The sequence below is a fragment of the Micromonospora sp. NPDC049662 genome, assembly GCF_040675055.1.
Taxonomy (GTDB): Bacteria; Actinomycetota; Actinomycetes; order Mycobacteriales; family Micromonosporaceae; genus Micromonospora.
In genome coordinates, this window is the sequence record NZ_JBFAOC010000010.1 from 25,287 (window position 1) to 51,593 (window position 26,307).

The following is a 26,307-nucleotide window of genomic DNA, read 5'->3' on the forward strand; positions in this document are numbered from 1 at the left end:
GCCGGGCGCGGATCAGGGCAGCACGCGGACGGCCAGGGTGCACGTGTCGTCGTCCGGGCTGGGGTGGTGCAGCAGATTCCGCAGCCGGGCGAGGGTCTGCTCCCCCGGCGTCGCGCTGAGCGCGGACAGGGTGGCGCTCACCTGCCGCAACCGGTCCTGCCCGGGCTCCCGGCGCTCGACCAGGCCGTCGGTGTAGAACAGCACGAGGTCGTCGGGGCGCAGTCGCGCGGTGAGCACCGGGTACGTCGAGTCGACCATGGCGCCCAGCAGCAGACCCGGCGGGCTTTCGAGCGGGTCGGTCCGACCGGCTCGGGACAGCAGCGGCGCCAGGTGCCCGGCCCGGCCCCAGCAGAGCGCCCGGGTGGCCGGGTCGTACACGGCGACCACCGCGGTGGCGGTGATCGAGAGCTGACCGCAGAGCCGGTTGAGGTGCCCGAGCAGCACCGACGGGTCCCCGATGCCGATCGACAGCCAGGAAACCAGGGCGAAGCGCAGGTGCGCCATTCCGCTCGCCGCGTCCAGGCCGTGACCGGCGACGTCGCCGACGGCGAGCACGACCGTGCCGTCCGGCTGGGCCTGCGCGTGGTACCAGTCACCGCCGACCTGCGCGGTGCTCTCGGCCGGCAGGTAGTTGACCACCGCCTCGATGCCGGGCAGGGCGAACGTCTCGCGGGGCACCGGCTGGATGAGGTTCTGCAACTGCCCGGCGAGCCGGTGCTCGGCCAGCGCGGTCAGCTCCCGCGTCCGCAACTGGTCGTTGAGCCGTTCGATGGCGGTACGCGAGTTCACCCGGGCGGTCACGTCCTGCACCACGGCGTGGATCTTCAGCGGTACGCCGTCCGCGTCCCGGGACACGTCGGAGAGGATCCGCAGGTGCCGCACCCCGCCGGTCGTCTGGAACCGGACCGTCACGTCGGAGGACTCCCCGCCGTCCAACGTCTGCCACGCCGCCTCGCGCAGCAGGTAGTCGTCGGGTAACAGGGCGGCTGCCTGCTCGGCGCGCGACAGCGGCCCGAGCGCGGGATCCCGGTCGAAGACGCGGTACATGCCGGGTGACCATTGACTGATCCCGCTGGCCAGGTCGTACTCGGCCCAGCCGAGGCTGCCCAGCAGCTCGGTGCGGTCCAGGCGACGACGGTCCTCGTCGAGCCGCTGCCAGGACACCAGCAGGCCGCCGAGGACCCGGTGCACCTCGACGTCGAACAGCGAGTCGGCGACGACCCCGGTACGACTCTGGACGTACCGGAAGTCGGCCAGGCGGCCCGACGGCCCGGTGCTGAACACCCGTTCGTAGAGCTGCCAGAGCGGCCCGCCGACCATGGTGGGGTACAACTCGCTGAGGCAGGCGCCGACGCGGTCGACGCCCCGACCGTAGATGTCCTGGCTCTGCCCACTGGTGGCCGCGATCCGCCAGTCGGCGACGGCTCGGTGGGCGTCGGGCACCGGCACCAGCCAGGTGCACCCGGCCGGGACCACCGCGAGGATCTCCCGGACGACCGTCTCGACCGGTCGCGTCGCTCCGGTGGCGTGCGCGCCCGGACGGTCCTGGTCCGCCATGGCACGAAGCCTAGTACGCACCGCCGTCCGAGCTAGCCCATGGTGGCGCGGGCGGCGGTGTCGATGAAGTCGGCGACCGGGCCTGGTTGCGAGACCGCCACGGCGTGCGACCCGTCGACCTCGACCACGGTGGACCCGGCCCGCTGGGCCAGGAAGCGTTGCAGGTCCGGCGGGATGCCCTGGTCCTGCGTGCTGATCAGGGTCCACGACGGGATGGTCTTCCAGGCCGCCTTTTTCACGGACCCGGTCTGGGCCATCGCGGAGGCCGGCCGCTGGGTGACCGCCATCAGCTCGGCGAGCTCGGGGTCGACGTCGGCGGCGAACACCTCCGGGAACACGTCCTGCTTGATGTACTGGTCCATGGCCGTCCCACCGTCGGGCAGGGGGTAGGGCACCATCTCGATGGACGTGACGAGCTGACTGCCGGGGTACTTCATGACCAGGTCGACCACGCTCTCGCCGACGTCCGGGCTGATGCTGGCGACGTACACCAGGGCTTTCACGTTGGCCGCGCCGTCCGCGGCCTCGGTGATCACCAGTCCGCCGTACGAGTGCGCGACCATCACGACCGGACCGTCGACGTTGTCCACGACGGAGCGGGCGTACGCCGCGTCCCCCTGCACATCGCGCAGCGGGTTGGCGACGGCGATGGCCGGATAGCCCCGGCGCTTGAGGTTGGCGATCACCCCGTTCCAGCTCGACGAGTCGGCGAAGGCCCCGTGCACGAGCACGATGGTGGGCAGCCCCGCCTGCTGACCGGACGTGTCAGAGGCACTCATGCGGCATCACCTTCCGTGGCATAAAGCCAGTATTCGGGATGAATCAGGCTGCTGTCGGCGATTCCCCGACACGGGCGGGCGCGCCGCCGCGCCGATGCCCCACGTCCCGACGGGTCGGCCTGCCACAATGCGGTCAGTCCGGACGGTGACGCCGGGAGTGGGAGACCGGGAGGACGGCGCCATGCCGGACAGCGCACGCGAGGCGGAGCTACTCGACGCTGAACGCACCCTGCAGGCCGCGCAGCGGGCCGGTGACGCCGCCGCCCTCGACCAGTTGCTGGTCGACCAACTGATCGCGATCGGCCCCGACGGCCGAAAGCACACCAAGGCGGAAGATCTCGCCGCGTACCGGGACCGGACCTCGGTCGTCGAGGAGCTGACCGAGGAGGAGTTGGACCTGCTCGTCGTCGGGTCGACCGGGGTGACGTTCTGCCTGGCCCGGGTCGCCGGGATGTTCGACGGCGCGCCGTTCAGCGCGCGCCTGCGCTACACCCGCACCTGGGTGCACGACGACCCGCACGGGTGGCGGGTGCTCGCCGCGCACATCAGCCAGGTCTGAGCGCCGGTCAGCTCACGGTGGCGGTGACCGGGCCGATCCGCAGCACGCCGTCGTGCAGGGGGGTGCAGCGGACGCCGCCCGTGGTGCGCAGCGCCTTCCAGGCCCCCGGGCCGACCGTGACGTCCATCCAGGCGCAGGGGCGCGCGGCCCGGTTCACCCGCAGGCCGACCGGGCCGTCGCCGGAGTCGAGCACCAGCACCCGGCCGATCAGCTCGTCCACGGCGAGGCCGGCGGTGAGGATGTTGCGGCGGACCTGCGCCAGCCCGATGCCGGCCGGCAGCGACTCCTGGGCGATCACCGTGACGCTGGCGTCGCGGTGTGCCGCTTTGCCGAAGTAGCGGTCGCCGACGATGCCGAGGCCGGCCCGGATCTGGACGGCGTCGACCAGCTCGCCGGGGGGCGCGGGTGCCGGACCGTCGCTGGGCCGGCCCAGGAAGCGGTGCACGGGCGAGGCCAGTAACTCGACGATCTGCGCCATGGCAGGGATTCTACGAACCGGAGGGTGCCGCCGGGGCACGCTCCGGCCCGAGCCGGCTCAGACCGCCAGGGCCGCGCGTACCTCCCGCTCCGCCGTGACTCCCCCATCGCCGTGCGAGGTGACCCGGCCGGATTCGAGGACGTGGTAGCGGTTCGCCACCCGCAGCGCGAAGCCGAGGTGCTGCTCGACGAGCAGCACACTGAAGCCGGTCTGCCGGGTCAGCTCGACGATCCGCTCCTGGATCTCGGCGACCACCGACGGCTGGATGCCCTCGGTCGGCTCGTCGAGCATGAGCAGCCGCGGCCGGGTGATCAACGCGCGGGCGATGGCGAGCTGCTGACGCTGTCCGCCGGAGAGCAGCCCCGCCCGCCGCCGCAGCAACGGGCGCAGCGCCGGGAAGAGGTCCAGCACCTCCGCCGTGGCCACCGCGCCGTCGCGCCGGCCGTCGGCGACCAGGCGCAGGTTCTCCGCCGCCGTGAGGTGCGGGAAGCACTGCTGGCCCTGCGGCACGTACGCCATCCCGCGCGCCACCCGCTCGTGCGGCGCGAGCCGGGTGACGTCCTCGCCGTCCAGCTCGACCACCCCGGCGGTCGGGCGCAGCAGGCCCGCCGCGACCCGCAGCAGGGTGCTCTTGCCGGCGCCGTTGTGCCCGAGCACCGCGGCCACCCCGTCCGGCGGGACGGCGAGGTCCACCCCGTGCAGCACCCGGGAACGTCCGTAACCGGCGTGCACCCCACGCAGGGTCAGCATCATGCCTCCGAAGGACTGGGGACCGACCCGGCGTCGACCGAGTGGCCAAGGTAGACCTCCTGCACGCGCGGGTCCGCCTGGACCTGCGCCACCGTGCCCTCACTGAGCACCTTGCCCGCGTGCAGCACGGTCACGCTACGCGCGAAGCGCCGCAGGAAGTCCATGTCGTGCTCGATCACCACGACCGTGCGGTCGCGGCTCACCGTCTCCAACAGGGCGCCGGTGGCGTCGCGCTCCTCGTGGCTCATCCCGGCGACCGGCTCGTCGAGCAGCAGCAGCCGGGCGTCCTGCACCAGCAGCATGCCGATCTCCAACCACTGCTTCTGGCCGTGCGCGAGCGTGCCGGCGAGCTGGTCGGCCCGGCCGGTCAGCCCGATGGTGTCCAGCGCGGCGGCCACCTCGTCGGGGATGCCCCGCCGTCGCCGGGCCAGGGTGGCCCAGCTCCGGCGCGCGCCGGCCGCGATGTCGAGGTTCTGCACGACCGACAGCTCCTCGAAGATCGTCGACGTCTGGAACGTCCGTCCGACACCGAGGCGGCTGATCCGGTGCACGGGCCGACCCAGCAGCTCCTGATCCCCGAAGCACACCGATCCGGTGGCCCGCACCAGGCCGGTGATCGCGTCCACGAGGGTGGTCTTGCCCGCGCCGTTCGGCCCGATCAGGAACCGGATGTCCCCGGCGGGCACCTCCAGCGAGACGCCGTCGACCGCGGTGAAACCGTCGAAGCTGACCCGCACGTCACGGACGGACAACCCGTCCAGTCGGTCGTCGCTCATGCCACTTCCACCTCCGCCCGGTCGGCGCGTCGCCGGGCCAGCGGGAACCACCCGCGCCGGCTCGACGCGGGGTCCGCGTCGCGGCGACGGGCCAGCGCCCACAGCGACGCCAGGCCGCCGGGAAGGAACGCCACCACCACCACGAAGAGCAGACCCTGGAGGTACGTCCAGGTGCCCGGGAACCGTTCGGAGAGGGCGGTACGCGCCCAGGCCACCGCGACCGCGCCGAGCACCGGCCCGAGCAGCGTGGCGCGACCGCCCACCGCGACCCCGATGACGAACTCGATCGACGGGACGATGCCGATCAGGGCGGGCGAGATGATGCCCACCGCCGGCACGAACAGCGCGCCGGCGAGGCCTGCCATGCCGGCCGCCACCACGTAGGCGACGAGTTTGACCGACGCCGGGTCGTAGCCGAGGAAGCGGACCCGCTCCTCGCCGTCGCGCACCGCCACCAGCAGTTCGCCGTAGCGGCTGTGCATGAGCTGGCGGGCCAGGGCGAGCAGCGCCAACAGAATGCCGGCGATGATGAAGTAGACCATCCGCTGGTTGACCGGGTCGTCGAGGTCGTAACCGAAGAAGCCCTGGATGTCGGTGAGCCCGTTGGTGCCGCCCGTGGTCCCCTGCTGACCGATCAGCAGGATCACCATGGCGGCGGCGAGGGCCTGGCTGAGGATGGCGAAGTACGCGCCCCGCACGCGGCGACGGAACACCAGCGAGCCGAGCCCGAAGGCGACGGCCATCGGCAGCAGCACCGTGGCGGGCAACGCGAACCACGGGCTGGCGAACGGCCGCCACCACACGGGCAGTTCGTCGAGCTGCCCGTACAGCTGCATGAAGTCGGGCATCCCACCGGGACCCGCGTCGGCGAGCTTGAGGTGCATGGCCATCGCGTAGCCGCCGAGGCCGAAGAAGACGCCCTGGCCGAGGGTGAGCATGCCGCCCCGACCCCAGGCGATGCCGATGCCGACGGCCACCATGGCGACGCAGAGGTACTTGGCGAGCAGGGCCAGCCGGAAGTCCGACAGCGCCAGCGGCGCGACGGCGAACAGCAGCGCCGCGCCGAACGCGAACCCGGCCAGCGTGCGCAGCCGCGAGCGGCCACCGGGCCGTCTCGGTGGCACGGCGTCGGCCGGGGCCGGTGTGCCGACGGTGCTCGGCGGCGCGGGTGTCACGGCGGTCATGCGAGGCTCCTGGTCCGCAGGGTGAACAGGCCCTGTGGCCGCCACTGGAGGAACGCGACGATCGCCACGAAGACGATCACCTTGGCGACGCTGAGGGTGGTGAGGTACTCCCCGGTGGCCTGGAGCACGCCGAGGGCGAAGGCGACGATCACGCTGCCCTTGAGCTGGCCGATCCCGCCGACCACGACGACCAGGAAGGCGTCGATGATCAGGTTGGTGCCCATGGTCGGGCCGATCGGGCCGAGGAGGGTGAGCGCCACCCCGGCGAGCCCGGCCAGGCCGGAGCCGACGAAGAACGTCGTCCGGTCGACCCGGGCGGTGGGGATACCGGACACCGCGGCGAGGTCGCGGTTCTGCACCACCGCGCGGATCCGACGCCCCAACGGGGTGAGCCGCAGCGCCAGGGTGAGCGCGGCGACGGCGGCCAGCGCCAGGGCCAGGATGAACAGCCGGTTGTTGGCGACGGTCAGCCCGCCGGGCAACGCCACGTTGCCGGTGAGCAGGTCCGGCGCGCGGGTCTGCACGTTCGGGCTGCCGAAGACGTCCCGCGCGAGTTGCTGCAGCATCAGGGACACGCCCCAGGTGACCAGCAGGGTGTCCAGCGGGCGGGCGTAGAGCCGACGGATCAGCAGGATCTCCAGCAGCACACCCATCGTGCCGGCGACCACGAACGCCACCGGCAACGCCACCAGCAGGGAGACACCGGCCCCGCTGATGCTCTGTTGCAACACGTACGTGGTGTAGGCGCCGGCCATGATGAACTCGCCGTGGGCCATGTTGATCACGTTCATCTGGCCGAAGGTCAGCGCCAGCCCGAGCGCGATGAGCAGCAGCACCGCGCCGATGCTGATGCCGGTGAAGAGTTGACCGAAGAGGACTGTCACGGTGGGTACTCCGTACTGCTGGTCGGGGGGCCCGGGCGGGGGCGCGTCGTCGCGCCACCCGCCCGGGCCGGCGTCGTCAGCTCAGGCCGCTCGCCCACGGGTAGGTCTTGAGGTACGGGTCCGGCGCGACCGGCTTGCCGGAGTTCCACACCTCGGTGATCAGGCCGTCCGCGCCGATCTTGCCGATGCGGGCGGTCTTGGCGATGTGCTGGGTCTTGCCGTCGACGGTGACCAGGCCCTCCGGCGCGTCGAAGGTGATCCCGTCGGACGCGCCGCGGACCTTCTCGACGTCGAACGCGCCGGCCTTCTCGACCATCGCCTTCCACAGGTAGACGCTGACGTAGGCGGCTTCCATCGGGTCGCTCGTCGGCTTGTCCGCGCCGTACTTCGCCTTGTACGCGGCCACGAACTTGCTGTTCGCCGCGCCGGGCGTGGTCTGGTAGTAGTTCCAGGCGGTCAGCTGACCCTCCAGGTACTGGGTGCCGATGCCCTTGACCTCCTCCTCGGCGATGGACACCGACACCACCGGCATGGCGGCGGCGGTCAGCCCGGCCGACTTGTACTCCTTGAAGAAGGCCACGTTGCTGTCACCGTTGAGGGTGTTGAAGACCGCCTTCGCGCCGGACGACTTGACCTTGTTGACGATCGTGCCGAATTCGGTGGACCCGAGCGGCGCGTAATCCTCGCCGACCACGGTCATCCCGTTCGCCGCCGCGTACGCCTTGATGATTTTGTTGGCCGTTCGCGGGAACACGTAGTCGCTGCCGACCAGGTAGACCGACTTCGTTCCCTGGGACTTGAGGTAGTCGAGCCCGGGGACGATCTGCTGGTTGGTCGTCGCGCCCGTGTAGAAGATGTAGGGCGACTGTTCCAGGCCCTCGTACTGCACCGGATAGAACAGCAGCGCCTTGTTCTTCTCGAACACCGGCTTGACCGCCTTGCGGCTGGCCGACGTCCAGCAGCCGAAGACGGCAGCGACCCGGTCCTCGGAGATGAGCTTCTCGGCCTTCTCGGCGAAGGTGGGCCAGTCCGACGCGCCGTCCTCGCCGACCGGCTGGATCTTCTTGCCGAGGACCCCACCGGCCGCGTTGATCTCCTCGACGGCGAGCATGATCGAGTCGCGGACGGTGACCTCGCTGATCGCCATGGTGCCGGAGAGCGAGTTGAGCAGGCCCACCTTGACGGTGTCGCCGGAGACGTCGGCGGTGACGCCGGCCGTGCCGCCCTCGTCATTGGTCTTGCTGCCGCACGCGGTCATGGCGGCCGCGGCGACGAGGGTCATGGCACCCGCCAGGATGCGGCGGCCCCAAAGAAGTGACATCTAATCTCCCTGCGGTGCACTCAAGTAGCGAAAGGACGGTCGGTGCGGTCCGGTGGAGCTGAACTTGGCGATGCCGAGGTCGACGGGTGGACGTCGCCGGTGGTCATCGCATCGGGTACGGGCACGCAAAGCGTCGACCGGCATGATTGCGTGAGTGTTTCCCAGTCCTTAATTGACTGTTTCCCCGGCACCTGGAGAGGGCGCACGCCACAATGGCCGACATCGCCTTCACAGACGATGCCGGCACTGATTAATTCGGCTGAGGAAAGGGCCACCACAATGGTCGGCGGACAGATTTCCGCCGACGGTGGACACAATCGCGGTATCCGGCCCCGAGCCAGATCCTTCACGCAGGAAGTATCTTAGGGTCGGGCCGGGTGGACCTGTCAAGGGTCCGGACGGTCGGTCAGAGCTGGGCGAGCACGGTGAAGTCGAGACCGTCGGCCTCGGCGAGGTAGATCCGCTGGCGCACGTGCCGCCGACGCAGCCGCAGCCGACCGCGCGGCCCGTGGTACGCCACCGAGTCGGCAGCCGTCTCGATCGCCCGTACGTCGAGGGTGCGGGCCTGCGCGATCAGGGCGGCGAGCAGCATCACACCCTCGTAGCAGGACTCCCCCAGACTGCCCAGCGGCGGTGCCTCCACCCCGAACCGGCGGGCGAACTCGCCATGGAAGTCCAGGTTCTCCTGCGTCACCAGACCGGCGAAGAAGCCCGCCGTGCTGTAGAGCCGCCGCGTCGCGCCCACGCCACTGGCCAGCAGCATGTTCTCGTCCATCAACGTGCTCAGGCGCAGGCAACGCTGGTCCATCCCGGCCCGCCCGAACGCCCGGTTGAACCGCACCGCGTCCGCGCCGACGAGCAGCATCACCACCGCGTCGGCCTCGCTGCGCTCGATCTGGCGCAGCACCTCGTCGAAGTCGTGCGTCTCCAACGGCAGGAACGCCTGCCCCACCACCCGACCGCCGCCGCGCAACGCGTACCGCTGGGCCGCCCGCGCGGTACGCCGCGGCCACACGTAGTCGTTGCCGACCACGAACCAACGGCGCACGCCCTGCTCGCCCGCGAGCAGCCGCATGGCGGGCCACAACTGGGCGTCCGGCGTCTCGCTGGTCAGATAGACCCCCTCGGTACGCTCACCGCCCTCGTACAGCGCGGTGTAGACGTACGGCACGCGGTGGGCGACCCGGGGCGCGAGCGCCTGCCGTACCGAGGAGATGTGCCAACCGGTCACGCCCTGCACGGCCCCCACCGACACCAGCGCCTCGACCTCGGCGGCCACCTCGGCGGGCGGGGCGCCACCGTCGACCGGCACCAGCCGTACCTCCCGGCCCAGCACCCCGCCGCAGGCGTTGATCTCCTCGACCGCGAGCTGGGCGCAGAGTTCGCAGGTCGGGCCGAACATTCCCGCCGGCCCGCGCATCGGGTACACCAGCGCGATGCTGACCACGGCCCGATCGACGGTGAGCCACGGCGGTGCCGGCGCGGACATGAGCACATGATTGCCCGGCCCAGGTCGGAAGACCAGAGTTCACCACGGACCGGGACGACTCGCTACCATGACAGGGCCCACCGGCCCAGGGAGTTCCATGTCAGACGTGCCCGGGGCGCCAGCCGACCTGCTGCGCTCGCTCACCCGCGCCGAACGGCTGCTCTCCCGCCGGTTGGCCGCCGTCCTGGCCGACGACGAGCTGACCACCGAGGCGTGGCGGGTGCTCTGCCTGCTCGCCGACGGTCAGGGCCACCCGATGAGCGAGGTGTCCGCCGAAGCCTCGCTGCCGCCGGGCACGCTCACCAAGCTGGTCGACCAACTCGTCGACCGTAACCTCGTGTTCCGGCGGATCGACGTGCTGGACCGCCGACGGATCCGGGCCTACCTGACTGCCCGCGGCCGCCGCGAGCACGCCCGCCTCGACGAGCGGGTCCGGGCCAGCCTCGCCGAGGTGGGCGTACCGGCCGACAGCGCCCTGCTCGACGACCTCGCCGAGCTGATCGCCCGCCTCGACCCGGCCGGTCGCCGCGACCACGCCGAGGCGGCCGGGCCGCGCCGCTGACGTCGGGCTCACTCCACCTTGGTGAGCAGCGGCTTGCCCTTCTCGACGACGTACGTGGCCAACTCGACGGCCACCCCGTCGCCGACGTTGCGGGCCTGGTGGTGGACCCCGTACGGCACGGTCAGGGCGTCACCGACGTTGCACACCACCGGCGGCTGACCGTCGAGGGTGTACTCCAGCGACCCCTGGAGCACACAGATGATCTCCTCGCCGGGGTGGAAGTGCTTGAACGGCGGCGAGTCCGGCGTGAACTCCACCCGGCTCTGCACGACCTCCCGGCCCTCGATGCTGAGATCGTGCCGCTGAAGGTCGACGCGCCACAGCCCGGGAGCGCCCTCCACGGCTGTCGGACTGATGCCCTCGGGTCGAGCATTTCCACTCATCACGGCCTCCTGTGAGCCCTCCGGCGACCGACGATCGCACCTTCGGAGACTAGGAGCATTCCGATCCGGCGGGGCCGAGATGCCGCATAACAACGTCGGGGTTCAGGCCATGACCAGAGGGTTCAAGGAAGGGCCCCCTCCTAACGCCTGGTGTATAAGAAGGGGCCCTTCCTAACGGGATCAGCCCTGGACGCTCGCGCCCACCCCCGCGTCGAGGTGGGCGCGCAGGGTGTGTGCGTCGGGCGCGGTGGCGCTCCACAGCGTCGCCGGACCACCGGCCAGGGGCAGCCGCGCGAGCGTGCCCTCGACCATCGCGGGCTCGGCGGGGCGCGACGGGTCCACCACCAGCAGCGACCCGGTGGCCGACGCGCCGCCGAGCACCGCCGGGCCGGCCCAGCCGGGCGCACCCGGCCCCACCGCCAGCGACTGGCGCAGCAGCGGCCGGCCGTCGTAGTCGACCCGGGTGTGCACGACGGCGGCGCCCGGCGTTTCGCCGTACCGGCCGCAGATCACCTCGTCCCGCCAGGTCAGCCGCGCGTCTGCGGCCAGCTCGATGCGGGACTCGGCGAGGTGCGCGCAGCCGGCCGCCGCGACCAGTTGCTCGGGCAGCCAGTGCAGTGCGCCGCCGTCGTGCACCACGGCGCGTACCGCCATCCGCGACACGGCGCCGGGCCGGCCGGGCAGGGCCACCGAGGCGGCGACGCTGTGCACCCGCACCGCCGCGCCCGGCCCCACGTCGATCTCCAGCCGCAGGTCGTCGCCGGCGAGCGGGCCGGCCGCCCCGCCCACCACGTACACGGTCACGACGCGACCGTCCCCGGGTGTCTGCCGCAGCAGCAGCGGCGTCTCGCCGCGCAGCTCCGTCAGGGTCGTGCCGCCCCGGCCGTCGGCGCGGGCCACCACCCGGGCGAACGCGCGCATCAGACCGGGCCGGCCTGCGCGGCGATCGGGTGCAGGGCCGCGTGGTGGGCCAGCTCGTGGCGGATCCAGTCGGCGACCCGACCGGCCGTCGGGTCCCCCACGATTGACAGGAACACGGTCGGCAGGTCGCCGCGCCGGGCCCGCGCGTCCCGGTCCATGACGGCCAGGTCCGCGCCGACCATGGGCGCCAGGTCGGTCTTGTTGATCACGAGCAGGTCGGCGGAGGTGACCCCGGGGCCGCCCTTGCGGGGCACCTTGTCCCCGCCGGCCACGTCGACCACGAAGATCTGCCGGTCCACCAGGCCCCGGCTGAACGTGGCGGTCAGGTTGTCCCCGCCGCTCTCGACCAGCACCAGGTCCAACGGGCCGACCGCCTCCGCCAACTCGTCCACGGCGTCGAGGTTGGCCCCGATGTCGTCGCGGATGGCGGTGTGCGGGCAGCACCCGGTCTCCACCGCGCGGATCCTGCTCGGGTCCAGCACGCCGGCTCGCTTGAGGAAGTCCGCGTCCTCGGTCGTGTAGATGTCGTTGGTGACCACGCCGAGGCGCAGCTCGTCGGCGAACGCCCGGCACAGCGCCGCCACCAGGGCGGTCTTGCCGGACCCGACCGGCCCGCCGATGCCGACGCGCAGCGCCCGGCCGGCCCGCGCGAGCGGCGGATGCGGGTCCACCCCCGGCTCGGGGTGGATGTGCGGAACGGTCTCGTCGTGCGGGTCGGCAGTGGGCGCAGCGATCGGCGAAACGGTGTCAGGACGCAAAGAGACGCACCTCCCAGGTGGCATGAGCTTCGGCGTAGATGTCGGCAAGGGGCGCGGCGGCCGCGGGCAGCCGTTCGGGTGGATCGTCGGCGGCCCGCGCCGCGTCGGCGGCGGTGCCGTCGCAGAGGTCGGTGAGACCGACCAGCAGGGCCTGCACCTGGTACGGATCGAGACCGAGCAGGCGTACGCCGGCACTGGCCGCGCCGGTCACCGTCCCGTAGGCGGCGACCGTCGCGGTCTCGGCGCGGTTCAGGCCGGCGGCGGCGCAGAGCAGCCCGAGCACCAACGGCTGGTGCGCTCCCTGCGGTGTCGCGGGCAGATCGTCGAACGGGCCAGCCGACCAGATGGCCCGTCCGGCACGCAGCAGGGCCCGGCCCTGGCGGCGGGACACCCCCCGCAGCGCCGGTGACGCGGTACGGGCGTCCAACTCCGCGTCGAGCCGCGCCAGCGCGTTCCGGCACGGGCTGGCGTCGGCCGGCGCTCCCCCGCGTACGGCCGAATCAGCCGCCACCGCCGGGCGGACGCCGGGATCGGTCGGCGTGTTCGCCCGCCGCGCGGGATGGCCGAGGCCGGCCGGGCGCGCGCCGGGGCCGACGCTGGTCGGCGTGACCGCCGCCCGGTGCGCCGCCGCCGCGAACGCCGCGCCGACCAGACCGGCGGTGGCCAGCCGGCCGACGAGGAACGCCTCCAACGAGGCCAGGTCGGTGACCCGGCCGGCGGCGACGGCGGCCTCCAGACCACCGGAGTGCGCGTGCGCGCCGGCCGGGAAGCGACCGTCGGCGAGCAGCAGGAGCAGGCTCGACGTCGGCATCAGAACAGGAAGTACCGCTGGGTCATCGGCAGGCGGGGCACCGGGTCCGGTTCCACCACCTCTCCGTCGATCCGCACGGTGAAGGTGTCCGGGTCCACCTCGATTCGGGGCATCGCGTTGTTCTCCGGCAGGTCGGCCTTGCCCCGCGAGCGCACGTCGGCGACCGGCACCACCCGTCGCCGCACGTCCAGGCGCAGCCCGGCGTCGAGGGCGGCCGGCGCGACGAACGCCAGGCTGGTGGCCGCCGCCGCGACGCCGTACGCCCCGAACATCGGTCGCGGCAGCATCGGCTGCGGCGTGGGGATGGACGCGTTGGCGTCACCCATCTGGGCGTACGCGATCATGCCGCCCTTGATCACCAGGTGTGGTCGTACGCCGAAGAACGCCGGGTCCCACAGCACCAGGTCGGCCAGCTTGCCCGGCTCGACCGAGCCGACCTCGCCGTCCAGCCCGTTCGCCATCGCCGCGCAGATGGTGTACTTCGCCACGTACCGCCGGGCCCGGTGGTTGTCGGCGGCCCCGTCGCCGGGCAGCGCGCCCACCCGCTCCTTCATGACGTGCGCGCTCTGCCAGGTCCGCAGGATCACCTCGCCCACCCGGCCCATCGCCTGCGCGTCGGAGCCGATGATGGAGATCGCGCCGAGGTCGTGCAGCAGGTCCTCGGCGGCCATCGTGGACGGTCGGATGCGGCTTTCGGCGAAGGCCAGGTCCTCGGGCACGGACGGGTTGAGATGGTGGCAGACCATCAGCATGTCCAGGTGCTCGGCGAGGGTGTTGGCGGTGTACGGCCGGGTCGGGTTGGTCGACGACGGCAGCACGTTGGGCTCGCTGGCCACCGTGATGATGTCCGGCGCGTGCCCGCCGCCCGCGCCCTCGGTGTGGTACGAGTGGATGGCCCGGCCGCCGATCGCCCGCAGCGTGTCGGCCACGAACCCGGCCTCGTTGAGGGTGTCGGTGTGGATCGACACCTGCACGCCGGAGGCGTCCGCCACCCGCAGACAGGCGTCGATCGCCGCCGGGGTGGTGCCCCAGTCCTCGTGCAGCTTGAAACCGCCCGCGCCGGCGCGCAACTGCTCCCACAGCGCCTCTGGCGAGACGGTGTTGCCCTTGCCGAGCAGCAGGACGTTGACCGGCAGCGTGTCCAGCGCCTCGTGCATGCGGGCCAGGTGCCAGGCGTTCGGGGTGACGGTGGTGGCCCGGGTGCCCTCGGCGGGGCCGGTGCCGCCGCCGACGAGCGTGGTGACGCCGCTGGCGAGCGCCTCGGTGACGATCTCCGGGCAGATGAAGTGCACGTGGGTGTCGACGGCGCCGGCGGTGAGGATCCGGCCGTTGCCGGCGATCACCTCGGTGGCCGGGCCGATGACCAGGTCGGGGTGGACGCCGGGCATGGTGTCCGGGTTGCCGGCCCGGCCGAGGGCGACGATCCGCCCGTCCCGCAGGCCCACATCGGCCTTGACGATCCCCCAGTGGTCGAGCACCACCGCGCCGGTGATGACGGTGTCGAGGGCGCCCTCGGCACGGGTGGCCCGTGACTGACCCATCGACTCGCGGATCACCTTGCCGCCGCCGAAGACCGCCTCGTCGCCGCCCACGCAGTGGTCGGTCTCGACCTCGATCAGCAGGCTCGTGTCGGCCAGCCGGATGCGGTCGCCGGTGGTGGGCCCGTACAAATCGATGTAGCGGTCCCGCCGCACGGCGCTCACCGCGCCGGCCCGTCGGTCGTCGGTCTGGCTGGTGACGCGGTGTCCAGGGGCCCGGCGCACTCGCCGCGCAGGCCCGGCACGACGCGCGCGCCGCCGAGCGGCACCAGGTCGACGCTGCGGCTCACGCCCGGTTCGAACCGGACCGAGGTACCCGCCGGGACGGCGAGACGCTGCCCCCAGGCGACGTCCCGGTCGAACGCCAGGGCCGGGTTGGCCTCGGCGAAGTGGTAGTGCGAACCGACCTGCACCGGACGGTCGGCGGTGTTGACCACGACCAGCGTGGTGACCGGCCGACCCACGTTGATCTCCACCGGGCTGTCCGCCGGCAGGATCTCCCCGGGGATCACGGGATCGGGTGGTGCACCGTCACGAGCTTGGTGCCGTCCGGGAACGTGGCCTCCACCTGCACCTCCCTCAGCAGCTCGGGGATGCCGTCCTGGACGTCGTCGCGGCCGAGCACGGTCCGGCCGGCCGACATGAGGTCCACCACCGAACGCCCGTCCCGGGCCCCTTCGAGCAGGAAGGCGGTGATGATCGCGACGGCTTCGGGATAGTTGAGTCGCAGGCCGCGCTCGCGGCGGCGGCGGGCGACATCGGCCGCGACGTGGACGAGCAGGCGGTCCTGCTCGTGCGGGCTGAGGAACACGGGATTCTCCGGTGGGGTTCGGCGTGGTCGGCTCGCCGTCGGCTCCGCGCTGAGCCACGCCCGGACAGCACCACCCGGGGTACGAGCTGGGATCACACGACCGCCGTGACGACCGTCGACGGGGTGGCCCGGGACTCCACCATCCCGGCCCGCACGACGGGCACCCGGCGGTGTCGGTCGGATGCGGACCGCACCGCCCACCGCTTCAGCAGACCGTAGAGGATCGTCACCGGCGGCGGCAACAGTGTGCCCGGGATGAGAGATCACGCTGGGACGTCGGACAGTTGACTCGATCCGCGCCGCAAGGCGGTCCGCCGACGAGCGCGCTGATGGGATCATGACGGGGGCGGTACAGTCCGCTCCGGCACGGCTATCCACAGTGGAGGTAACCGTTGGGTGAGTCCCCGCCCCCCGCACCGGCCGGCGGCAACAGCGACGACCGCCGGATCAGGACCCTCGCCGTGATCGGCGTGGCGGCGAACGTCCTCGGCGTGGTGACCGCGGTGGAGAGCTGGCTCAAACAGGACGTACTGTTGTTCGCGCTCACCCTGACGGCGGTCCTGGTGCTCGGGGCGTTCTGGCTCTGGCGGCGGCGGACCCGCGTCGCGATCGCGTTGCTGGCACTGGGTTGCCTGCTGCTCGGCGGTGTCCTGGCGAGCCAGCTCCGCGATTCGTCGACGCCGCCACCCACCGCCGGCTCCTCGTCGACGTCACCGCCCGCCGGAGGGCCGACGGCGACGGCGACGCCGAGCGCCAGCCCGGCCGCGCCGCCCACCGGCCAGACCACCCCGACCCCCGGGGGTACGACGGACCCCGACGCGCCCCGCACCCTCGTCGTCCGGAACTTGGTGCTGCCCCGAGAGGCCGCCGTCGACGTCGACCAACCGGATCAGCCGGTCGTGCCGCACCACTCCGACGGGGCCACGGACGGGCTCGACCTCTACCACGATTGGGGCGATCTGCGTTCGGACAACATCCAGGTCGCCAACGCCCCGAGCGTGTACCAGTACTCCGGCGGCAACCCCGGCCAGGCGTACGCGGGGTGCGTCGCATCCGCCACCGGCTCGGCGCGGGCCTTGTTCACGCCCGGCGCCGACTGGTGCTTCCGCACCTCGGAGGGACGCCTCGGGTTCGCCACCATCACCAACGACAGCCGCGCGGACAAGGCGTTCGTCGTGCGCGTCGTGGTGTGGGACGCAACGGGCGGCTGACGCTGCGCCGCATCGCGTCGCGGAGCCCGCTGCTGCCGAGGAGCGGACGCATTGAGGTTACGGATGCCGTGCTTCGTCGTCCGCGAACGCGCTCTCCGCCGCGGCGTTTCCAGTTGGTAGGGTCGCGGCGTGACGACGAGCGCGGGCCTTGAGGCTGGCGTTCCGCCGGAGCTGCGGCGGTGGAAGTGGGAGCATCCGGTCAGCCCGCGCTGGCTGCTCCTCGGCGACGTCGGCTTCGAGTGCTCCTACGAGATCGACATCCCGCTGGCGCTGTGCGCGGAGATCGAAGGAGTGTTCGTCGACCTGCCGCCACGGCCACGGGAGCGGTTCACGCTCGTCGGTTGCGCCCCGGCCGGCGCCCTCGCCGACCTGCTCGACCGGCTGCCCGCCGAGGCACTCGGAACCGAAAGTGCCTGGCTGGGGAACGTCTCCGTAACGGCGCCTCCCCCACTACCAGGCACGCCGCCGTCCTGGTGGGGCGAGGACCTCGCCGACGTCGTCGTCCTCGCGCAACGGCCAAACGCGACGATGCCGGAGACCGTGGACATCGACCTCGACGGGTTCGTCCACGTCTACGACCGCACGGACGCTGTCGAACGTCCTAGCGACGACGTCACCGAATTCGTACTCCTGAGCCCGGACGAGGCACCCTACGGCACCTGTCGGGACGTCATCGGCGTGTTCCGCGAGCAAGCCGAACCGCCGGTGCCGCAGGTCCGGCTGCTCGGCTGCCGACCGGAACCACTGTTGCTGGATGCGCTGGACGCGGTCGGGCAGTCGACCAAGGGCTGCCTGCGCCGCCGCCGGATCCGCGCCGAGGTCTACCTGGTCGCCGCCGACGGTTCGATCAGCCCGGTCATCGCCGCCGTGGTGTCCGGAACCGTCCAGGCCGGCGAGCCATCGCGCCTCGGTCCCGGACTCCTCGACGTGACCGTCGACAGCGACCCGCAGGAACCGATGCCGACCGGCGTCCTGGGCATCCTCAGGCACTGGTGGGCCGGACGGCCCGTCGAGAAGAACCTGTGGGCCGGCTACGACCGGGAGCTGCGCCACCGCTGGGCAGGAGCAGCACTCGCCCACCAATCCGGCGTGCCGGACCGGCCGGCCGGCAGCACGTACGAACTCGACGGCCGGTTCGTCACCGACGTTGAAGGGTTCTACTGCGCGATCGGCGAGGCGATCAACGGGCCGGGCGGATACTTCGGTTGGAATCTCGACGCCCTCGACGACTGCCTCGCCGGAGGGTTCGGCGCGCATACACCATTTCGGCTGGTGTGGCACAACTCTGCCATCGCCCGCGAACACCTCGTCGCCGGCTACGACCGGCGTTTGCTGCGTCCGGCGACGACGTTGGAGTATCTGCTGGGCATGCTCACCGAGCACCAGGTTGAGATCGACTTGCGCTGAGCCGTGAGCCGACGGGATCGCCGATCGCGCCACGGGTTGGCGGTCTGCCGGATGAACGACAAGACCCTCGGCGATCAGAGCTGAAAGTTGCTGGATAGACGCGGGAGCCTAGGGTTGCGGGGTGAACCTTGACTACTACTCAGCGGCCGAAGGTGTCGACATCGCGGGTGCCCGTGCTGAGCTTTGTCACCTCGCTGAACTGGTAGCAAGCGGAGGCGAGTTGAGCCTTGCGCCGTCGGCTCACTCTCGGCACCTACGGGGTGTTCTCATCGAAGCGACACAGGGGCCCGTCGTCATTGGTGTCGACGATCGCCACTATCTCAGCATCCACGGTGGCGCGGAAAGCCGGTCGCTCCTCGCCGACCTGCTACGCCAGGTAGCCAGCATGGACGACGGCGGCCACGTTCACCTCGAGTACTTCGAGGACCACTATTTTCTGGCACCAGACAGCGTGCCGCTCATAGTCAACAGTCCTCATGGCGGGATGCCTCGGCACTAATCAAGCCCCCGCTCGTCTCAGGACGGCCCGGCGGTCCAGGGCGCGTCCGGCCCGGTTCGGTGGGCGCTCTCGCCGGGGCCGAGGTCGAGGACGTCGAGCAGCGTGAGGTCGTGTTCCACGGCGTGGTGAAGGTGGCTGAGCTTGCCCGTCGCGGGGTCGGCGTCGCTCGCGCCGATAAGTTGCCAGCGTCCGTCGTCGGCGTCGTGGCTGACGTACAGGATCGGCTCTCTCTGCTCGAAGACACCGCTGGTCTGGATGCTGTTGGTCCCCAGCAGCCAGTGCTTCATCCACCGCGCGCGTCGGTCACGCTCCATGACGAGGTCCACCACCCACCAGATGAACGGCAGATCCTCGTGTGCGCGGGCCTCGGTCGCGGTGAGGTCCGGGCCGCCCTCGGGGACTCGCTCGAACGGCTCGTCGACGAGCGAGCAGGCGTAGCTGTCCTCGCTGTCGAAGATGATCGCGTGGAAGCTGGCGCCGCCGGGGTTTCCGGCCCCGATCCCCACCGTCAGCCGGGCGACGTGCTGCTCGGAGTTGGTCGTCCAGCCGAACGCGTACGAGGCGAGTTCGCCGTGGGGCCCGACGAACTCACCGAAAGCGCGCCGTTCCACACCCGAGCCGGCCTGCGTCTCGGTCAACCGGCCCTCGATCACCTTCGGATTCACGCGGCGAGACTACCGGCACGGACGGAACGGGAGGTAGGCAGCGGGGCGTCGCTGGGCGCTGGCGCGCCGCCTACTCAACGACCAACGATCGCGGGCTCCGGCGTCGGGCGGGGTGTCGTCGTGCCGGCGAAGGGGATGTCCCGGAGGTCCGCCGCCGAGGGCTGGTCGGGGTGTTGCCACAGGCCGCGCTGGCGCAGGATCGGTAGCACCCCCTCGCCGAACCAGTACGCCTCCTCCAGGTGGGGGTAGCCGGAGAGGATGAACTCGTCGATGCCGAGAGCGTGGTACTCGGCGATCCGGTCGGCGATCTCGCGGTGGCTGCCCACGAGGGCGGTGCCGGCCCCACCGCGTACCAGGCCGACGCCGGCCCACAGGTTGGGTGCGACCTCAAGGCTGTCGCGGGAGCCGCCGTGCAGGTCGAGCATCCGGCGCTGCCCCTCCGACTCGCTGCGACGCAGCCCTTCCTGCACCGCCTTGATGTCGGCCTCGGCGATGCCGTTGAGCAGCCGGCGGGCCTGTGCCCACGCCTCGTCGGCGGTGTCGCGGGTGATGACGTGCAGCCGGATGCCGAAGCGCAGCTCCCGACCGGCGTGGGCGGCCAGGGCCCGTACCCGGTCGATTTTGTCGGCGACCTGGGCCGGCGGCTCGCCCCAGGTGAGGTAGACGTCGCTGTGCCGCACGGCCACGGGCAGGGCGGCCGCGGACGAGCCACCGAAGTAGACCGGCGGCGTGGGGTCGGGCAGCCGGTGCAGTCGCGCCTGCTCGACACGCAGGTGGTCGCCCGCGTGGTCGACGGTCTCCCCCCGCCACAGCGCGCGCACGACGTGCAGGAACTCGTCCGTGCGCGCATACCGGGCGTCCTTGTCCAGGAAGTCGCCGTACGCCCGCTGCTCGGTCGACTCGCCGCCGGTGACCACGTTGAGCAGCAGTCGGCCCCGGGACAGCCGCTGGAAGGTGGAGGCCATCTGCGCGGCCAGGGTGGGTGAGGTCAGGCCGGGCCGGAACGCCACCAGGAACTTGAGGCGTTCGGTGACCTCGGTGAGCATCGCGGTGCTGAGCCAGGCGTCCTCGCACCACGCGCCGGTCGGGGTGAGCGCGCCGACGAAGCCGAGTTGCTCGGCGGTGCGGGCGATCTGACCCAGGTAGGCCACGCTCGGCGGGCGGGCGCCCCCGGCCGTGCCGGTGGGTACGCCGTGTCCACCGCCGACGACGTCCCGGCTGTCGCCGTTGGTGGGCAGGAACCAGTGGAAGGTGAGGGTCATCGGGACTCTTTCCGTGTGTGCGCGCGGCGCTCCTGAGGGGTGGGACGAACCCGCCGACAGCCTACCCATAAAACCTATCGGGTTAGTAGGCTACCGCCCACGCCGGTCGACGCGGCCCGGCTCATCCGCTCATGTCAAGGAGCCGCCATGCGTACCCCCTCACCTGTTCGTCCCCTGCTCACAGCGGCGTTCACCGCCCTCGTCCTGCTCGCTGCGGGCGGCGTGAGCGCCTGCGGCGGGTCCGCCGACGCCGGTGACGACGGGGGCAAGCTGCGGATCGGCTACCAGCGCTTCGGCGGGCTCAGCCTGGTCAAGGCGCGCGGCGCGGCCGCCGACGTCGAGTGGTCGCTGTTCGAGAGCGGGCCGGCGCTCACCGAGGCGCTCAAGGCCGGGTCGATCGACATCGGACAGGTGGGCGAGGCCCCGCCGGTCTTCGCCGCCGCCGGCAAGATCCCGTTCTCCATCATCGGCACCTCCGCGCCGATCCCGCAGGGTGAGGCCGTGCTGGTCAAGGCCGACAGCGGCTACCGCAGCTTCGCCGACCTCAAGGGCAAGACGGTCGCCCTCAACAAGGGCTCCAACGTGCACTGGCTGCTGGTCCGGCTGCTGGAGGCCAACAGGATGACGCTGCGCGACATCAACGTGAAGTACCTCAAGCCGGCCGAGGGACGGCCCGCCTTCGACAGCGGGCAGGTCGACGCGTGGGTGATCTGGGACCCGTACTTCGCCCTGGCCGAGCAGCCGGGCGTACGGGTGCTCGCCGACGCGACCGGCCTCGCCAGCAACCGCGAGTACGTGCTGGCCGCCCCGGATGCGGTCACCAAGCGCACGGACGACGTCCGGGCGTTCCTGCAGAAGTACCGCGAGGTGACCGACTGGGGCATCGCCAACCCGCAGGAGCGGGCCCGCACCCTCGCACCGGAGTTGAAGATTCCGGAGGACGTGACCAGCCGCGCCCTGGCCCGCAGCGCCAGGCCGCTCGCCCCGGTCAGCCCGGCCATCGGCGACGAACTTCAGGCGATCACCGACAGCTTCATCGCGCTGGACCTCATCCCGGGACCGGTCGACATCAGGAGCCGGGTGGACGACCGGTTCAGCGCGGTGTTCCAGTGAGTCGTACCCCTCTGCTGGAGACGCCGCCGGAGGTGGCGGCCGAGGCGACGCCCGAAGCGCGCCCCCGGCGGACCCGGCGGTGGCGGCGGCTGCTCAGCCCGGTCGCGCTGGTGCTGGGCTGGGAGCTGGCGGCCCGGACCGGCGTGCTGGCGCCGGAGAAGCTGCCCGCGCCCAGCGACATCCTCGCGACCGGCTGGCGACTGTCCCGCGACGGCACGCTCGCCGTGCACCTGGTGGACTCCCTCACCCGGGCCGGCGCGGGGCTGCTCATCGGCGGCGTGCTGGCGCTCCTCCTGGGCACGGTGGCCGGGTTGTTGCGCCTCGGCGACGATCTCGTCGACCCGCCGGTGCAGATGGCCCGCATGTTGCCGCACCTGGGCCTGGTGCCCCTGCTGATCATCTGGGTCGGCATCGGCGAGTCGCTGAAGATCAGCCTGGTGGCGCTCGGCGCGTTCTTCCCCGTCTACTTCAACACGTACGCCGGCATTCGGGACATCGACGAGCGGCTGGTGGAGGCCGCCCGGGCCTGCGGGCTCGGGCCGGCCGCCCGGCTGCGTCACGTGGTGCTGCCCGGGGCGCTGCCGTCGCTCTTTCTCGGCCTGCGCCTCGCGATCGGCGCGGCCTGGCTCAGCCTCGTGGTCGGCGAACAGGTCAACGCCCAGACCGGCATCGGCTTCCTGATGATGGAGGCCCGCGAGTTCAGCCAGACCGACGTGGTGCTCCTCGGCCTGCTCGTCTACGCGCTGCTCGGGCTGATATCCGACCTTGCCCTACGCGTGGCGGAGAGGAGGATGTTGACATGGCGACGCGGACTGCGAGCCACCTGATCGGCGCGACCCCGGTGCTGACCGCCCACGCGATCCGCCGGTCCTTCGGGCCGACGGTCGTGCTGGCCGGGGTCGACCTGCGCATCGCCCGGGGCGAGGTCGTGGCCCTGCTCGGCGGCAGCGGTTCGGGCAAGAGCACTCTCCTGCGCATCCTCGCCGGCCTGGACGGTGAGGCGACAGGTGAGACCGCCGTGCACGGCACCGCCGCCGTGGTCTTCCAGGAGCACCGGCTCCTGCCCTGGAAGCGGGTGGCGGCCAACGTCGGGCTCGGCCTGACCGGCCCGGACACCGCCGGCCGCATCGAGCGGGCGTTGACCGAGGTCGGGTTGGCCGAGCGGCACCGGGCCTGGCCGGCCGAGCTGTCCGGCGGGCAGGCACAGCGGGTCGCCGTCGCCCGGGCGCTGGTCCGCGAACCGGACCTGCTGCTGCTCGACGAGCCGTTCGGCGCCCTCGACGCGCTCACCCGGCTGCGGATGCAGGTGCTGCTGCGCCGGCTGCGCGCCGAACACGGCTTCGCCGCCCTGCTGGTCACCCACGACGTGGAGGAGGCGCTGCTGCTCGCCGATCGGATCCTGCTCCTCGACGAGGGACGCATCGCCGCGGACCTGCCCGTCGACCTGGCCCCCACCCGCACGCCGGACGACCCGGGCTTCGGCGCGCTGCGCCGTCTCCTGCTCGACCGGCTCGGCGTTCCCACCACCTGAGGCCCACCACCTGACGAAGCGGAGATGCGATGACCCGCTGGACGCCCGACCCCACCTTCTACCCGTCACCCCGCGAGGCGGCCACCGCGCCGGCCGAGAAGCTCGCCTACGTGGCGGCCTTCGACCGTACGGCGAGCCGCCCGGACGCCATCGTGGTGCTCGACACGGACCCGGACTCCCCCGACTACGGCCGGGTCGTCGGCTGGACCGACCTGCCGCACCTCGGCGACGAGCTGCACCACTTCGGCTGGAACGCGTGCAGCAGCGCGCTCTGCCCGACCGCCCCGCACCCGCACGTGGAGCGGCGCTACCTGATCGTGCCGGGCCTGCGCTCCTCGCGTATCCACGTGATCGACACCCAGCCCGATCCGCGCCAGCCGCAGGTGGTCAAGGTGATCGGCCCGGAGGAGCTGGCGAAGCGGGCCGGCTACTCCCGGCCGCACACGGTGCACTGTGGCCCGGACGGCATCTACCTGTCCGCGCTCGGCGGCGCGGACGGCGAGGAGGGTCCGGGTGGCGTCGCGATCCTCGACCACACCACCTTCGAGGTACGCGGGGCGTGGGAGGCCGACCGGGGGCCCCAGTTCCTCGCATACGACGTGTGGTGGCACCTCAACCAGGACGTGCTGGTCACCAGCGAGTGGGGCACCCCGTCGATGATCGAGGACGGCATCATCGGGGAGCTGCTGCTGGGCCGCCGCTACGGTCACGCCATCCACTTCTGGGATCTCGCCAAGCGCCGGCACGTGCAGCGGGTCGACCTGGGCGATCAGTACCAGATGCCGCTGGAGCTGCGCCCGGCGCACGATCCGACGAAGTCGTACGGGTTCGTGGGGGTGGTGATCAGCGTCGAGGACCTGTCCGCCTCGGTGTGGCTGTGGCACCGCGACGGGGACGCCTGGGCGGTCACCAAGGTGATCGACATCCCGGCCGAGCCGGCCGACCCGGCGGACCTGCCCGACCTGCTCAAGCCGTTCGGCGCGGTGCCGCCACTGGTGACCGACATCGACCTGTCCGTCGACGACCGGTTCCTCTACGTGTCGTGCTGGGGCACCGGCGAGCTACGCCAGTACGACGTCAGCGACCCGCTGCACCCGGTGCAGACCGGCTCGGTGCACCTGGGCGGCATCGTCCGTCGTACCGCCCACCCGTCCGCCCCGGACGAGGCCCTCGCGGGCGGCCCGCAGATGGTGGAGGTCAGCCGGGACGGCCGGCGGGTCTACGTCAGCAACTCCCTCTACGGCGCGTGGGACGACCAGTTCTACCCCGACGGGGTGGGCGCGTGGCTCGCCAAGCTCGACGTGGACGTCGAAGCCGGCGGGCTCGCCCCGGACGAGCGGTTCTTTCCGCACGGGGACGAGTTCCGGGGGCTGCGCGTGCACCAGACGCGCCTACAGGGCGGGGACGCGTCCTCCGACTCGTACTGTTTCCCGTGACCGTCGCCACCCTGGTGACGCTCGCCGCGCTCGGCGCGTTCCACGGCCTGAACCCGGCGATGGGCTGGCTGTTCGCGGTGGCGCGGGGCCTTCAGGAGCGCAGCCGTTCGGCGCTGCTGGGGGCCCTGCCACCGATCGCGGCCGGGCACCTGGCCTCGGTGGGGATCGTCGCCGCCCTGGTCACGGCGACCCGCTCGGTGACGGCGAGCACCGTCCTGGCGGTGGTCGGCGGGGTGCTGCTGGTCGGCTTCGGACTGTGGCGGCTGCTCTCCGAGCGGCACTTCCGCTGGGCGGGCATGCGCCTGTCGGCGGCACAGCTCGCCGGCTGGTCGTTCCTCATGTCGTCGGCGCACGGCGCGGGGCTGATGCTGCTGCCGGTGCTGGTGGCCGAGCCGGTGTCCGGGGGCCATTCCGGGCATCTGGCCGCCGCGCCGGTGGGCGCGCTGCCCGGGTTGGCCGCGGCGGGCGTGCACACCGTGGCGATGTTCGGCACCGCCCTGGTCGTGGCGGTGCTGGTCTACGAGGTGCTCGGGGTGGGGGTGCTCCGCAAGGCGTGGTTCAACGTCGACCGACTCTGGGCCGGCGTGCTGGTGGCGGCGGGGCTGGTGACGCTGATCCGGGCGTGACCGACGCCGACACCCGGCCCCGGTGCGAAACCCTGGGGCCGGGTGCCGCAGCGCCGTTACGGCGCTGGCGTCCGATCGGCTACCGGTACGGGTCAGGCGCGCGCCTTCGCGGGCTGCTTCATGAAGTCCATGATCGCCTTGTTGACCTCGTCGGCGTGCGTCCACGGGATACCGTGCGGCGCGCCCTTGAGCGTGACGAGCGTGCCGGTCGGCATCATCGGGCCGAGCCGCTGACCGGTCACCGGGTACGGCAGCACCCGGTCCTGGTCACCCTGCACGATCAACACCGGAATGTCGATCTTCGGCAGGTCCTGGCGGAAGTCCTCCTGCCAGGAGTCCACACTGTCGTGGGTGGCCTTGCCGGAGGCCATCGCACCGATCTGCCAGTGCGCCCGGTACGTCTCTTCGCTGACCCGCTTGCCCATGTTCTGGTCCGGGTTGAAGAACGCGTCGCAGAAGGACGTCAGGTAGGCGAAGCGGTCCTTGATGATGGCGTCCTGGAAGCCCTTGAAGAGCTTGCGGTCGACGCCCTCGGGGTTGTCGTCCGCCTTCGCCAGCATCGGTTGCAGCGGGCTGAGCACCACGGCCCGGCTCACCCGCTGGGAACCGTAGTTGCCCAGGTAGCGAATCACCTCGCCGGTGCCCATCGAGTGCCCCACGAGGGTGACGTCGCTGAGGTCCAGCTCGGTCATCAGCACGTCGAGATCCGCCGCGAACGTGTTGTAGTCGTACCCGAACGCCGGCTGCGCCGAGTTTCCGTAACCGCGACGGTCGTAGGTGATCGTCCGGTATCCGGCGTTCAGCAGCGCCCTGGTCTCCTTCTCCCACGTTGCCCCGTTGAACGGGAAGCCGTGGATCAGCACCACCGGCTTACCGGAACCGTGGTCCTCGTAGTACAGGTCGATGGGTGCGGAGTTTTCCGTCCCCACGGTGATGAAAGGCATGTTTCGTCTCCTGCTCCGGTTTCGGGCTCTCGGACGCCCCGCGCTTTCCCGC

At 71.9% G+C, this 26,307-nt stretch carries 30 protein-coding genes; 10 read left to right on the forward strand and 20 right to left on the reverse strand.

Annotated elements, in window-relative coordinates; all coding sequences use genetic code 11:
- Nucleotides 1-12 precede the first annotated feature (12 nt).
- Both AB0J36_RS10525 and AB0J36_RS10530 read right to left on the reverse strand, forming a co-directional pair.
- Nucleotides 13-1,557, reverse strand: a complete 1,545-nt coding sequence (locus AB0J36_RS10525; protein WP_357117730.1) for a SpoIIE family protein phosphatase — start codon at nucleotides 1,555-1,557, stop codon at nucleotides 13-15.
- 32 nt (nucleotides 1,558-1,589) lie between these two features.
- Entirely contained in the window at nucleotides 1,590-2,336 is a 747-nt protein-coding gene (locus AB0J36_RS10530; RefSeq protein WP_357117727.1) for an alpha/beta hydrolase, read from the reverse strand.
- A gap of 181 nt (nucleotides 2,337-2,517) precedes the next feature.
- Here AB0J36_RS10530 and AB0J36_RS10535 point away from each other — a divergent pair, with 181 nt between their 5' ends.
- Entirely contained in the window at nucleotides 2,518-2,895 is a 378-nt protein-coding gene (locus AB0J36_RS10535; protein ID WP_357117724.1) for a nuclear transport factor 2 family protein, read from the forward strand.
- A 7-nt stretch (nucleotides 2,896-2,902) separates the two neighbouring features.
- On the opposite strand, the gene AB0J36_RS10540 is transcribed toward AB0J36_RS10535, so the two are convergent.
- From AB0J36_RS10540 to AB0J36_RS10570, 7 genes are all read right to left on the reverse strand, one after another.
- The gene (locus tag AB0J36_RS10540; RefSeq protein ID WP_357117721.1) at nucleotides 2,903-3,373 is read right to left on the reverse strand and encodes a molybdenum cofactor biosysynthesis protein; all 471 of its coding nucleotides are present in this window, start codon (nucleotides 3,371-3,373) and stop codon (nucleotides 2,903-2,905) included.
- Nucleotides 3,374-3,430: 57 nt separating this feature from the next.
- Nucleotides 3,431-4,123 carry an urea ABC transporter ATP-binding subunit UrtE gene (urtE, locus tag AB0J36_RS10545; RefSeq protein ID WP_357117718.1) on the reverse strand — a complete coding sequence of 231 codons (693 nt, stop codon included), beginning with the start codon at nucleotides 4,121-4,123 and terminating at the stop codon, nucleotides 3,431-3,433.
- The gene (gene urtD, locus AB0J36_RS10550) at nucleotides 4,123-4,899 is read right to left on the reverse strand and encodes an urea ABC transporter ATP-binding protein UrtD (RefSeq protein ID WP_357117715.1); all 777 of its coding nucleotides are present in this window, start codon (nucleotides 4,897-4,899) and stop codon (nucleotides 4,123-4,125) included. The genes urtE and urtD overlap by 1 nt, the downstream gene beginning before the upstream one ends.
- Complete coding sequence (gene urtC, locus AB0J36_RS10555) at nucleotides 4,896-6,083, reverse strand: urea ABC transporter permease subunit UrtC (RefSeq protein WP_357117712.1); 1,188 nt, start codon at nucleotides 6,081-6,083, stop codon at nucleotides 4,896-4,898. Before urtC ends, urtD begins: the two co-directional genes overlap by 4 nt.
- Nucleotides 6,080-6,967 carry an urea ABC transporter permease subunit UrtB gene (gene urtB, locus AB0J36_RS10560; RefSeq protein WP_357117709.1) on the reverse strand — a complete coding sequence of 296 codons (888 nt, stop codon included), beginning with the start codon at nucleotides 6,965-6,967 and terminating at the stop codon, nucleotides 6,080-6,082. The genes urtC and urtB overlap by 4 nt, the downstream gene beginning before the upstream one ends.
- 76 nt (nucleotides 6,968-7,043) lie before the next feature.
- On the reverse strand, nucleotides 7,044-8,288 hold the full coding sequence (urtA, locus tag AB0J36_RS10565) for an urea ABC transporter substrate-binding protein (protein ID WP_357117706.1): 1,245 nt from the start codon (nucleotides 8,286-8,288) through the stop codon (nucleotides 7,044-7,046).
- Between the two features lie 406 nt (nucleotides 8,289-8,694).
- Nucleotides 8,695-9,777: a substrate-binding domain-containing protein gene (locus AB0J36_RS10570; protein ID WP_355049787.1), complete on the reverse strand. Its 1,083-nt coding sequence runs from the start codon at nucleotides 9,775-9,777 to the stop codon at nucleotides 8,695-8,697.
- Between the two features lie 97 nt (nucleotides 9,778-9,874).
- Between AB0J36_RS10570 and AB0J36_RS10575 the strand changes: the two genes are divergently transcribed.
- Nucleotides 9,875-10,339: a MarR family transcriptional regulator gene (locus AB0J36_RS10575; protein ID WP_357117702.1), complete on the forward strand. Its 465-nt coding sequence runs from the start codon at nucleotides 9,875-9,877 to the stop codon at nucleotides 10,337-10,339.
- Nucleotides 10,340-10,347: 8 nt separating this feature from the next.
- On the opposite strand, the gene AB0J36_RS10580 is transcribed toward AB0J36_RS10575, so the two are convergent.
- The 8 genes from AB0J36_RS10580 to AB0J36_RS10615 form a co-directional block, all read right to left on the reverse strand.
- A complete protein-coding gene (locus tag AB0J36_RS10580) occupies nucleotides 10,348-10,722 on the reverse strand; it encodes a cupin domain-containing protein (protein WP_357117699.1) in 375 nt (124 codons plus the stop codon).
- A 180-nt stretch (nucleotides 10,723-10,902) separates the two neighbouring features.
- Nucleotides 10,903-11,643: an urease accessory protein UreD gene (locus AB0J36_RS10585; RefSeq protein ID WP_357169557.1), complete on the reverse strand. Its 741-nt coding sequence runs from the start codon at nucleotides 11,641-11,643 to the stop codon at nucleotides 10,903-10,905.
- Nucleotides 11,643-12,401 (reverse strand): urease accessory protein UreG, encoded by a 759-nt coding sequence (gene ureG / locus AB0J36_RS10590; RefSeq protein ID WP_357394697.1) that lies wholly within the window; start codon nucleotides 12,399-12,401, stop codon nucleotides 11,643-11,645. The genes AB0J36_RS10585 and ureG overlap by 1 nt, the downstream gene beginning before the upstream one ends.
- A complete protein-coding gene (locus AB0J36_RS10595) occupies nucleotides 12,391-13,212 on the reverse strand; it encodes an urease accessory UreF family protein (protein WP_357394700.1) in 822 nt (273 codons plus the stop codon). Before AB0J36_RS10595 ends, ureG begins: the two co-directional genes overlap by 11 nt.
- On the reverse strand, nucleotides 13,212-14,915 hold the full coding sequence (locus tag AB0J36_RS10600; protein ID WP_357117686.1) for an urease subunit alpha: 1,704 nt from the start codon (nucleotides 14,913-14,915) through the stop codon (nucleotides 13,212-13,214). Before AB0J36_RS10600 ends, AB0J36_RS10595 begins: the two co-directional genes overlap by 1 nt.
- Nucleotides 14,912-15,262, reverse strand: a complete 351-nt coding sequence (locus AB0J36_RS10605) for an urease subunit beta (RefSeq protein ID WP_357394704.1) — start codon at nucleotides 15,260-15,262, stop codon at nucleotides 14,912-14,914. The genes AB0J36_RS10600 and AB0J36_RS10605 overlap by 4 nt, the downstream gene beginning before the upstream one ends.
- Nucleotides 15,259-15,561 (reverse strand): urease subunit gamma, encoded by a 303-nt coding sequence (locus AB0J36_RS10610; protein WP_222957358.1) that lies wholly within the window; start codon nucleotides 15,559-15,561, stop codon nucleotides 15,259-15,261. Before AB0J36_RS10610 ends, AB0J36_RS10605 begins: the two co-directional genes overlap by 4 nt.
- A gap of 92 nt (nucleotides 15,562-15,653) precedes the next feature.
- Complete coding sequence (locus AB0J36_RS10615; protein WP_357117672.1) at nucleotides 15,654-15,791, reverse strand: hypothetical protein; 138 nt, start codon at nucleotides 15,789-15,791, stop codon at nucleotides 15,654-15,656.
- 162 nt (nucleotides 15,792-15,953) lie between these two features.
- On the opposite strand from AB0J36_RS10615, the gene AB0J36_RS10620 reads away from it, so the two are divergent.
- From AB0J36_RS10620 to AB0J36_RS10630, 3 genes are all read left to right on the forward strand, one after another.
- Nucleotides 15,954-16,772: a hypothetical protein gene (locus tag AB0J36_RS10620; RefSeq protein ID WP_357394707.1), complete on the forward strand. Its 819-nt coding sequence runs from the start codon at nucleotides 15,954-15,956 to the stop codon at nucleotides 16,770-16,772.
- A 129-nt stretch (nucleotides 16,773-16,901) separates the two neighbouring features.
- Nucleotides 16,902-18,179 (forward strand): barstar family protein, encoded by a 1,278-nt coding sequence (locus AB0J36_RS10625; RefSeq protein WP_357394708.1) that lies wholly within the window; start codon nucleotides 16,902-16,904, stop codon nucleotides 18,177-18,179.
- A 121-nt stretch (nucleotides 18,180-18,300) separates the two neighbouring features.
- A complete protein-coding gene (locus AB0J36_RS10630; RefSeq protein WP_357117664.1) occupies nucleotides 18,301-18,678 on the forward strand; it encodes a hypothetical protein in 378 nt (125 codons plus the stop codon).
- Between the two features lie 17 nt (nucleotides 18,679-18,695).
- Here the strand turns inward: AB0J36_RS10630 and AB0J36_RS10635 are convergent, their stop codons facing one another.
- Together AB0J36_RS10635 and AB0J36_RS10640 are read right to left on the reverse strand one after the other, a co-directional pair.
- Entirely contained in the window at nucleotides 18,696-19,343 is a 648-nt protein-coding gene (locus AB0J36_RS10635; protein WP_357394710.1) for a hypothetical protein, read from the reverse strand.
- Nucleotides 19,344-19,417: 74 nt separating this feature from the next.
- Nucleotides 19,418-20,605 carry an LLM class flavin-dependent oxidoreductase gene (locus AB0J36_RS10640; RefSeq protein WP_357394711.1) on the reverse strand — a complete coding sequence of 396 codons (1,188 nt, stop codon included), beginning with the start codon at nucleotides 20,603-20,605 and terminating at the stop codon, nucleotides 19,418-19,420.
- A 147-nt stretch (nucleotides 20,606-20,752) separates the two neighbouring features.
- Here AB0J36_RS10640 and AB0J36_RS10645 point away from each other — a divergent pair, with 147 nt between their 5' ends.
- Genes AB0J36_RS10645 through AB0J36_RS10665 form a run of 5 tightly spaced genes read left to right on the forward strand, consistent with a single transcriptional unit; the run spans nucleotide 20,753 to nucleotide 25,311 of the window.
- Nucleotides 20,753-21,718, forward strand: a complete 966-nt coding sequence (locus tag AB0J36_RS10645) for an aliphatic sulfonate ABC transporter substrate-binding protein (RefSeq protein ID WP_357394714.1) — start codon at nucleotides 20,753-20,755, stop codon at nucleotides 21,716-21,718.
- Entirely contained in the window at nucleotides 21,715-22,545 is an 831-nt protein-coding gene (locus AB0J36_RS10650; protein WP_357117652.1) for an ABC transporter permease, read from the forward strand. The genes AB0J36_RS10645 and AB0J36_RS10650 overlap by 4 nt, the downstream gene beginning before the upstream one ends.
- Nucleotides 22,518-23,249: an ABC transporter ATP-binding protein gene (locus AB0J36_RS10655; protein WP_357394717.1), complete on the forward strand. Its 732-nt coding sequence runs from the start codon at nucleotides 22,518-22,520 to the stop codon at nucleotides 23,247-23,249. Before AB0J36_RS10650 ends, AB0J36_RS10655 begins: the two co-directional genes overlap by 28 nt.
- A 29-nt stretch (nucleotides 23,250-23,278) precedes the next feature.
- On the forward strand, nucleotides 23,279-24,685 hold the full coding sequence (locus AB0J36_RS10660) for a selenium-binding family protein (RefSeq protein WP_357394720.1): 1,407 nt from the start codon (nucleotides 23,279-23,281) through the stop codon (nucleotides 24,683-24,685).
- The gene (locus AB0J36_RS10665; RefSeq protein ID WP_357394722.1) at nucleotides 24,682-25,311 is read left to right on the forward strand and encodes a hypothetical protein; all 630 of its coding nucleotides are present in this window, start codon (nucleotides 24,682-24,684) and stop codon (nucleotides 25,309-25,311) included. The genes AB0J36_RS10660 and AB0J36_RS10665 overlap by 4 nt, the downstream gene beginning before the upstream one ends.
- A 92-nt stretch (nucleotides 25,312-25,403) precedes the next feature.
- On the opposite strand, the gene AB0J36_RS10670 is transcribed toward AB0J36_RS10665, so the two are convergent.
- Nucleotides 25,404-26,255 carry an alpha/beta hydrolase gene (locus AB0J36_RS10670; protein ID WP_363660420.1) on the reverse strand — a complete coding sequence of 284 codons (852 nt, stop codon included), beginning with the start codon at nucleotides 26,253-26,255 and terminating at the stop codon, nucleotides 25,404-25,406.
- Between the last annotated feature and the right edge of the window lie 52 nt (nucleotides 26,256-26,307).

Bases quoted from the DNA above. Each gene is read 5' to 3' on its own strand.
- AB0J36_RS10525 (WP_357117730.1), bottom strand. From the start codon at position 1,557: ATGGCGGACCAGGACCGTCCGGGCGCGCACGCCACCGGAGCGACGCGA.
- AB0J36_RS10530 (WP_357117727.1), bottom strand. From the start codon at position 2,336: ATGAGTGCCTCTGACACGTCCGGTCAGCAGGCGGGGCTGCCCACCATC.
- AB0J36_RS10535 (WP_357117724.1), top strand. From the start codon at position 2,518: ATGCCGGACAGCGCACGCGAGGCGGAGCTACTCGACGCTGAACGCACC.
- AB0J36_RS10540 (WP_357117721.1), bottom strand. From the start codon at position 3,373: ATGGCGCAGATCGTCGAGTTACTGGCCTCGCCCGTGCACCGCTTCCTG.
- urtE (WP_357117718.1), bottom strand. From the start codon at position 4,123: ATGCTGACCCTGCGTGGGGTGCACGCCGGTTACGGACGTTCCCGGGTG.
- urtD (WP_357117715.1), bottom strand. From the start codon at position 4,899: ATGAGCGACGACCGACTGGACGGGTTGTCCGTCCGTGACGTGCGGGTC.
- urtC (WP_357117712.1), bottom strand. From the start codon at position 6,083: ATGACCGCCGTGACACCCGCGCCGCCGAGCACCGTCGGCACACCGGCC.
- urtA (WP_357117706.1), bottom strand. From the start codon at position 8,288: ATGTCACTTCTTTGGGGCCGCCGCATCCTGGCGGGTGCCATGACCCTC.
- AB0J36_RS10570 (WP_355049787.1), bottom strand. From the start codon at position 9,777: ATGTCCGCGCCGGCACCGCCGTGGCTCACCGTCGATCGGGCCGTGGTC.
- AB0J36_RS10575 (WP_357117702.1), top strand. From the start codon at position 9,875: ATGTCAGACGTGCCCGGGGCGCCAGCCGACCTGCTGCGCTCGCTCACC.
- AB0J36_RS10580 (WP_357117699.1), bottom strand. From the start codon at position 10,722: ATGAGTGGAAATGCTCGACCCGAGGGCATCAGTCCGACAGCCGTGGAG.
- AB0J36_RS10585 (WP_357169557.1), bottom strand. From the start codon at position 11,643: ATGCGCGCGTTCGCCCGGGTGGTGGCCCGCGCCGACGGCCGGGGCGGC.
- AB0J36_RS10595 (WP_357394700.1), bottom strand. From the start codon at position 13,212: ATGCCGACGTCGAGCCTGCTCCTGCTGCTCGCCGACGGTCGCTTCCCG.
- AB0J36_RS10640 (WP_357394711.1), bottom strand. From the start codon at position 20,605: ATGACCCTCACCTTCCACTGGTTCCTGCCCACCAACGGCGACAGCCGG.
- AB0J36_RS10645 (WP_357394714.1), top strand. From the start codon at position 20,753: ATGCGTACCCCCTCACCTGTTCGTCCCCTGCTCACAGCGGCGTTCACC.
- AB0J36_RS10655 (WP_357394717.1), top strand. From the start codon at position 22,518: ATGGCGACGCGGACTGCGAGCCACCTGATCGGCGCGACCCCGGTGCTG.
- AB0J36_RS10660 (WP_357394720.1), top strand. From the start codon at position 23,279: ATGACCCGCTGGACGCCCGACCCCACCTTCTACCCGTCACCCCGCGAG.
- AB0J36_RS10670 (WP_363660420.1), bottom strand. From the start codon at position 26,255: ATGCCTTTCATCACCGTGGGGACGGAAAACTCCGCACCCATCGACCTG.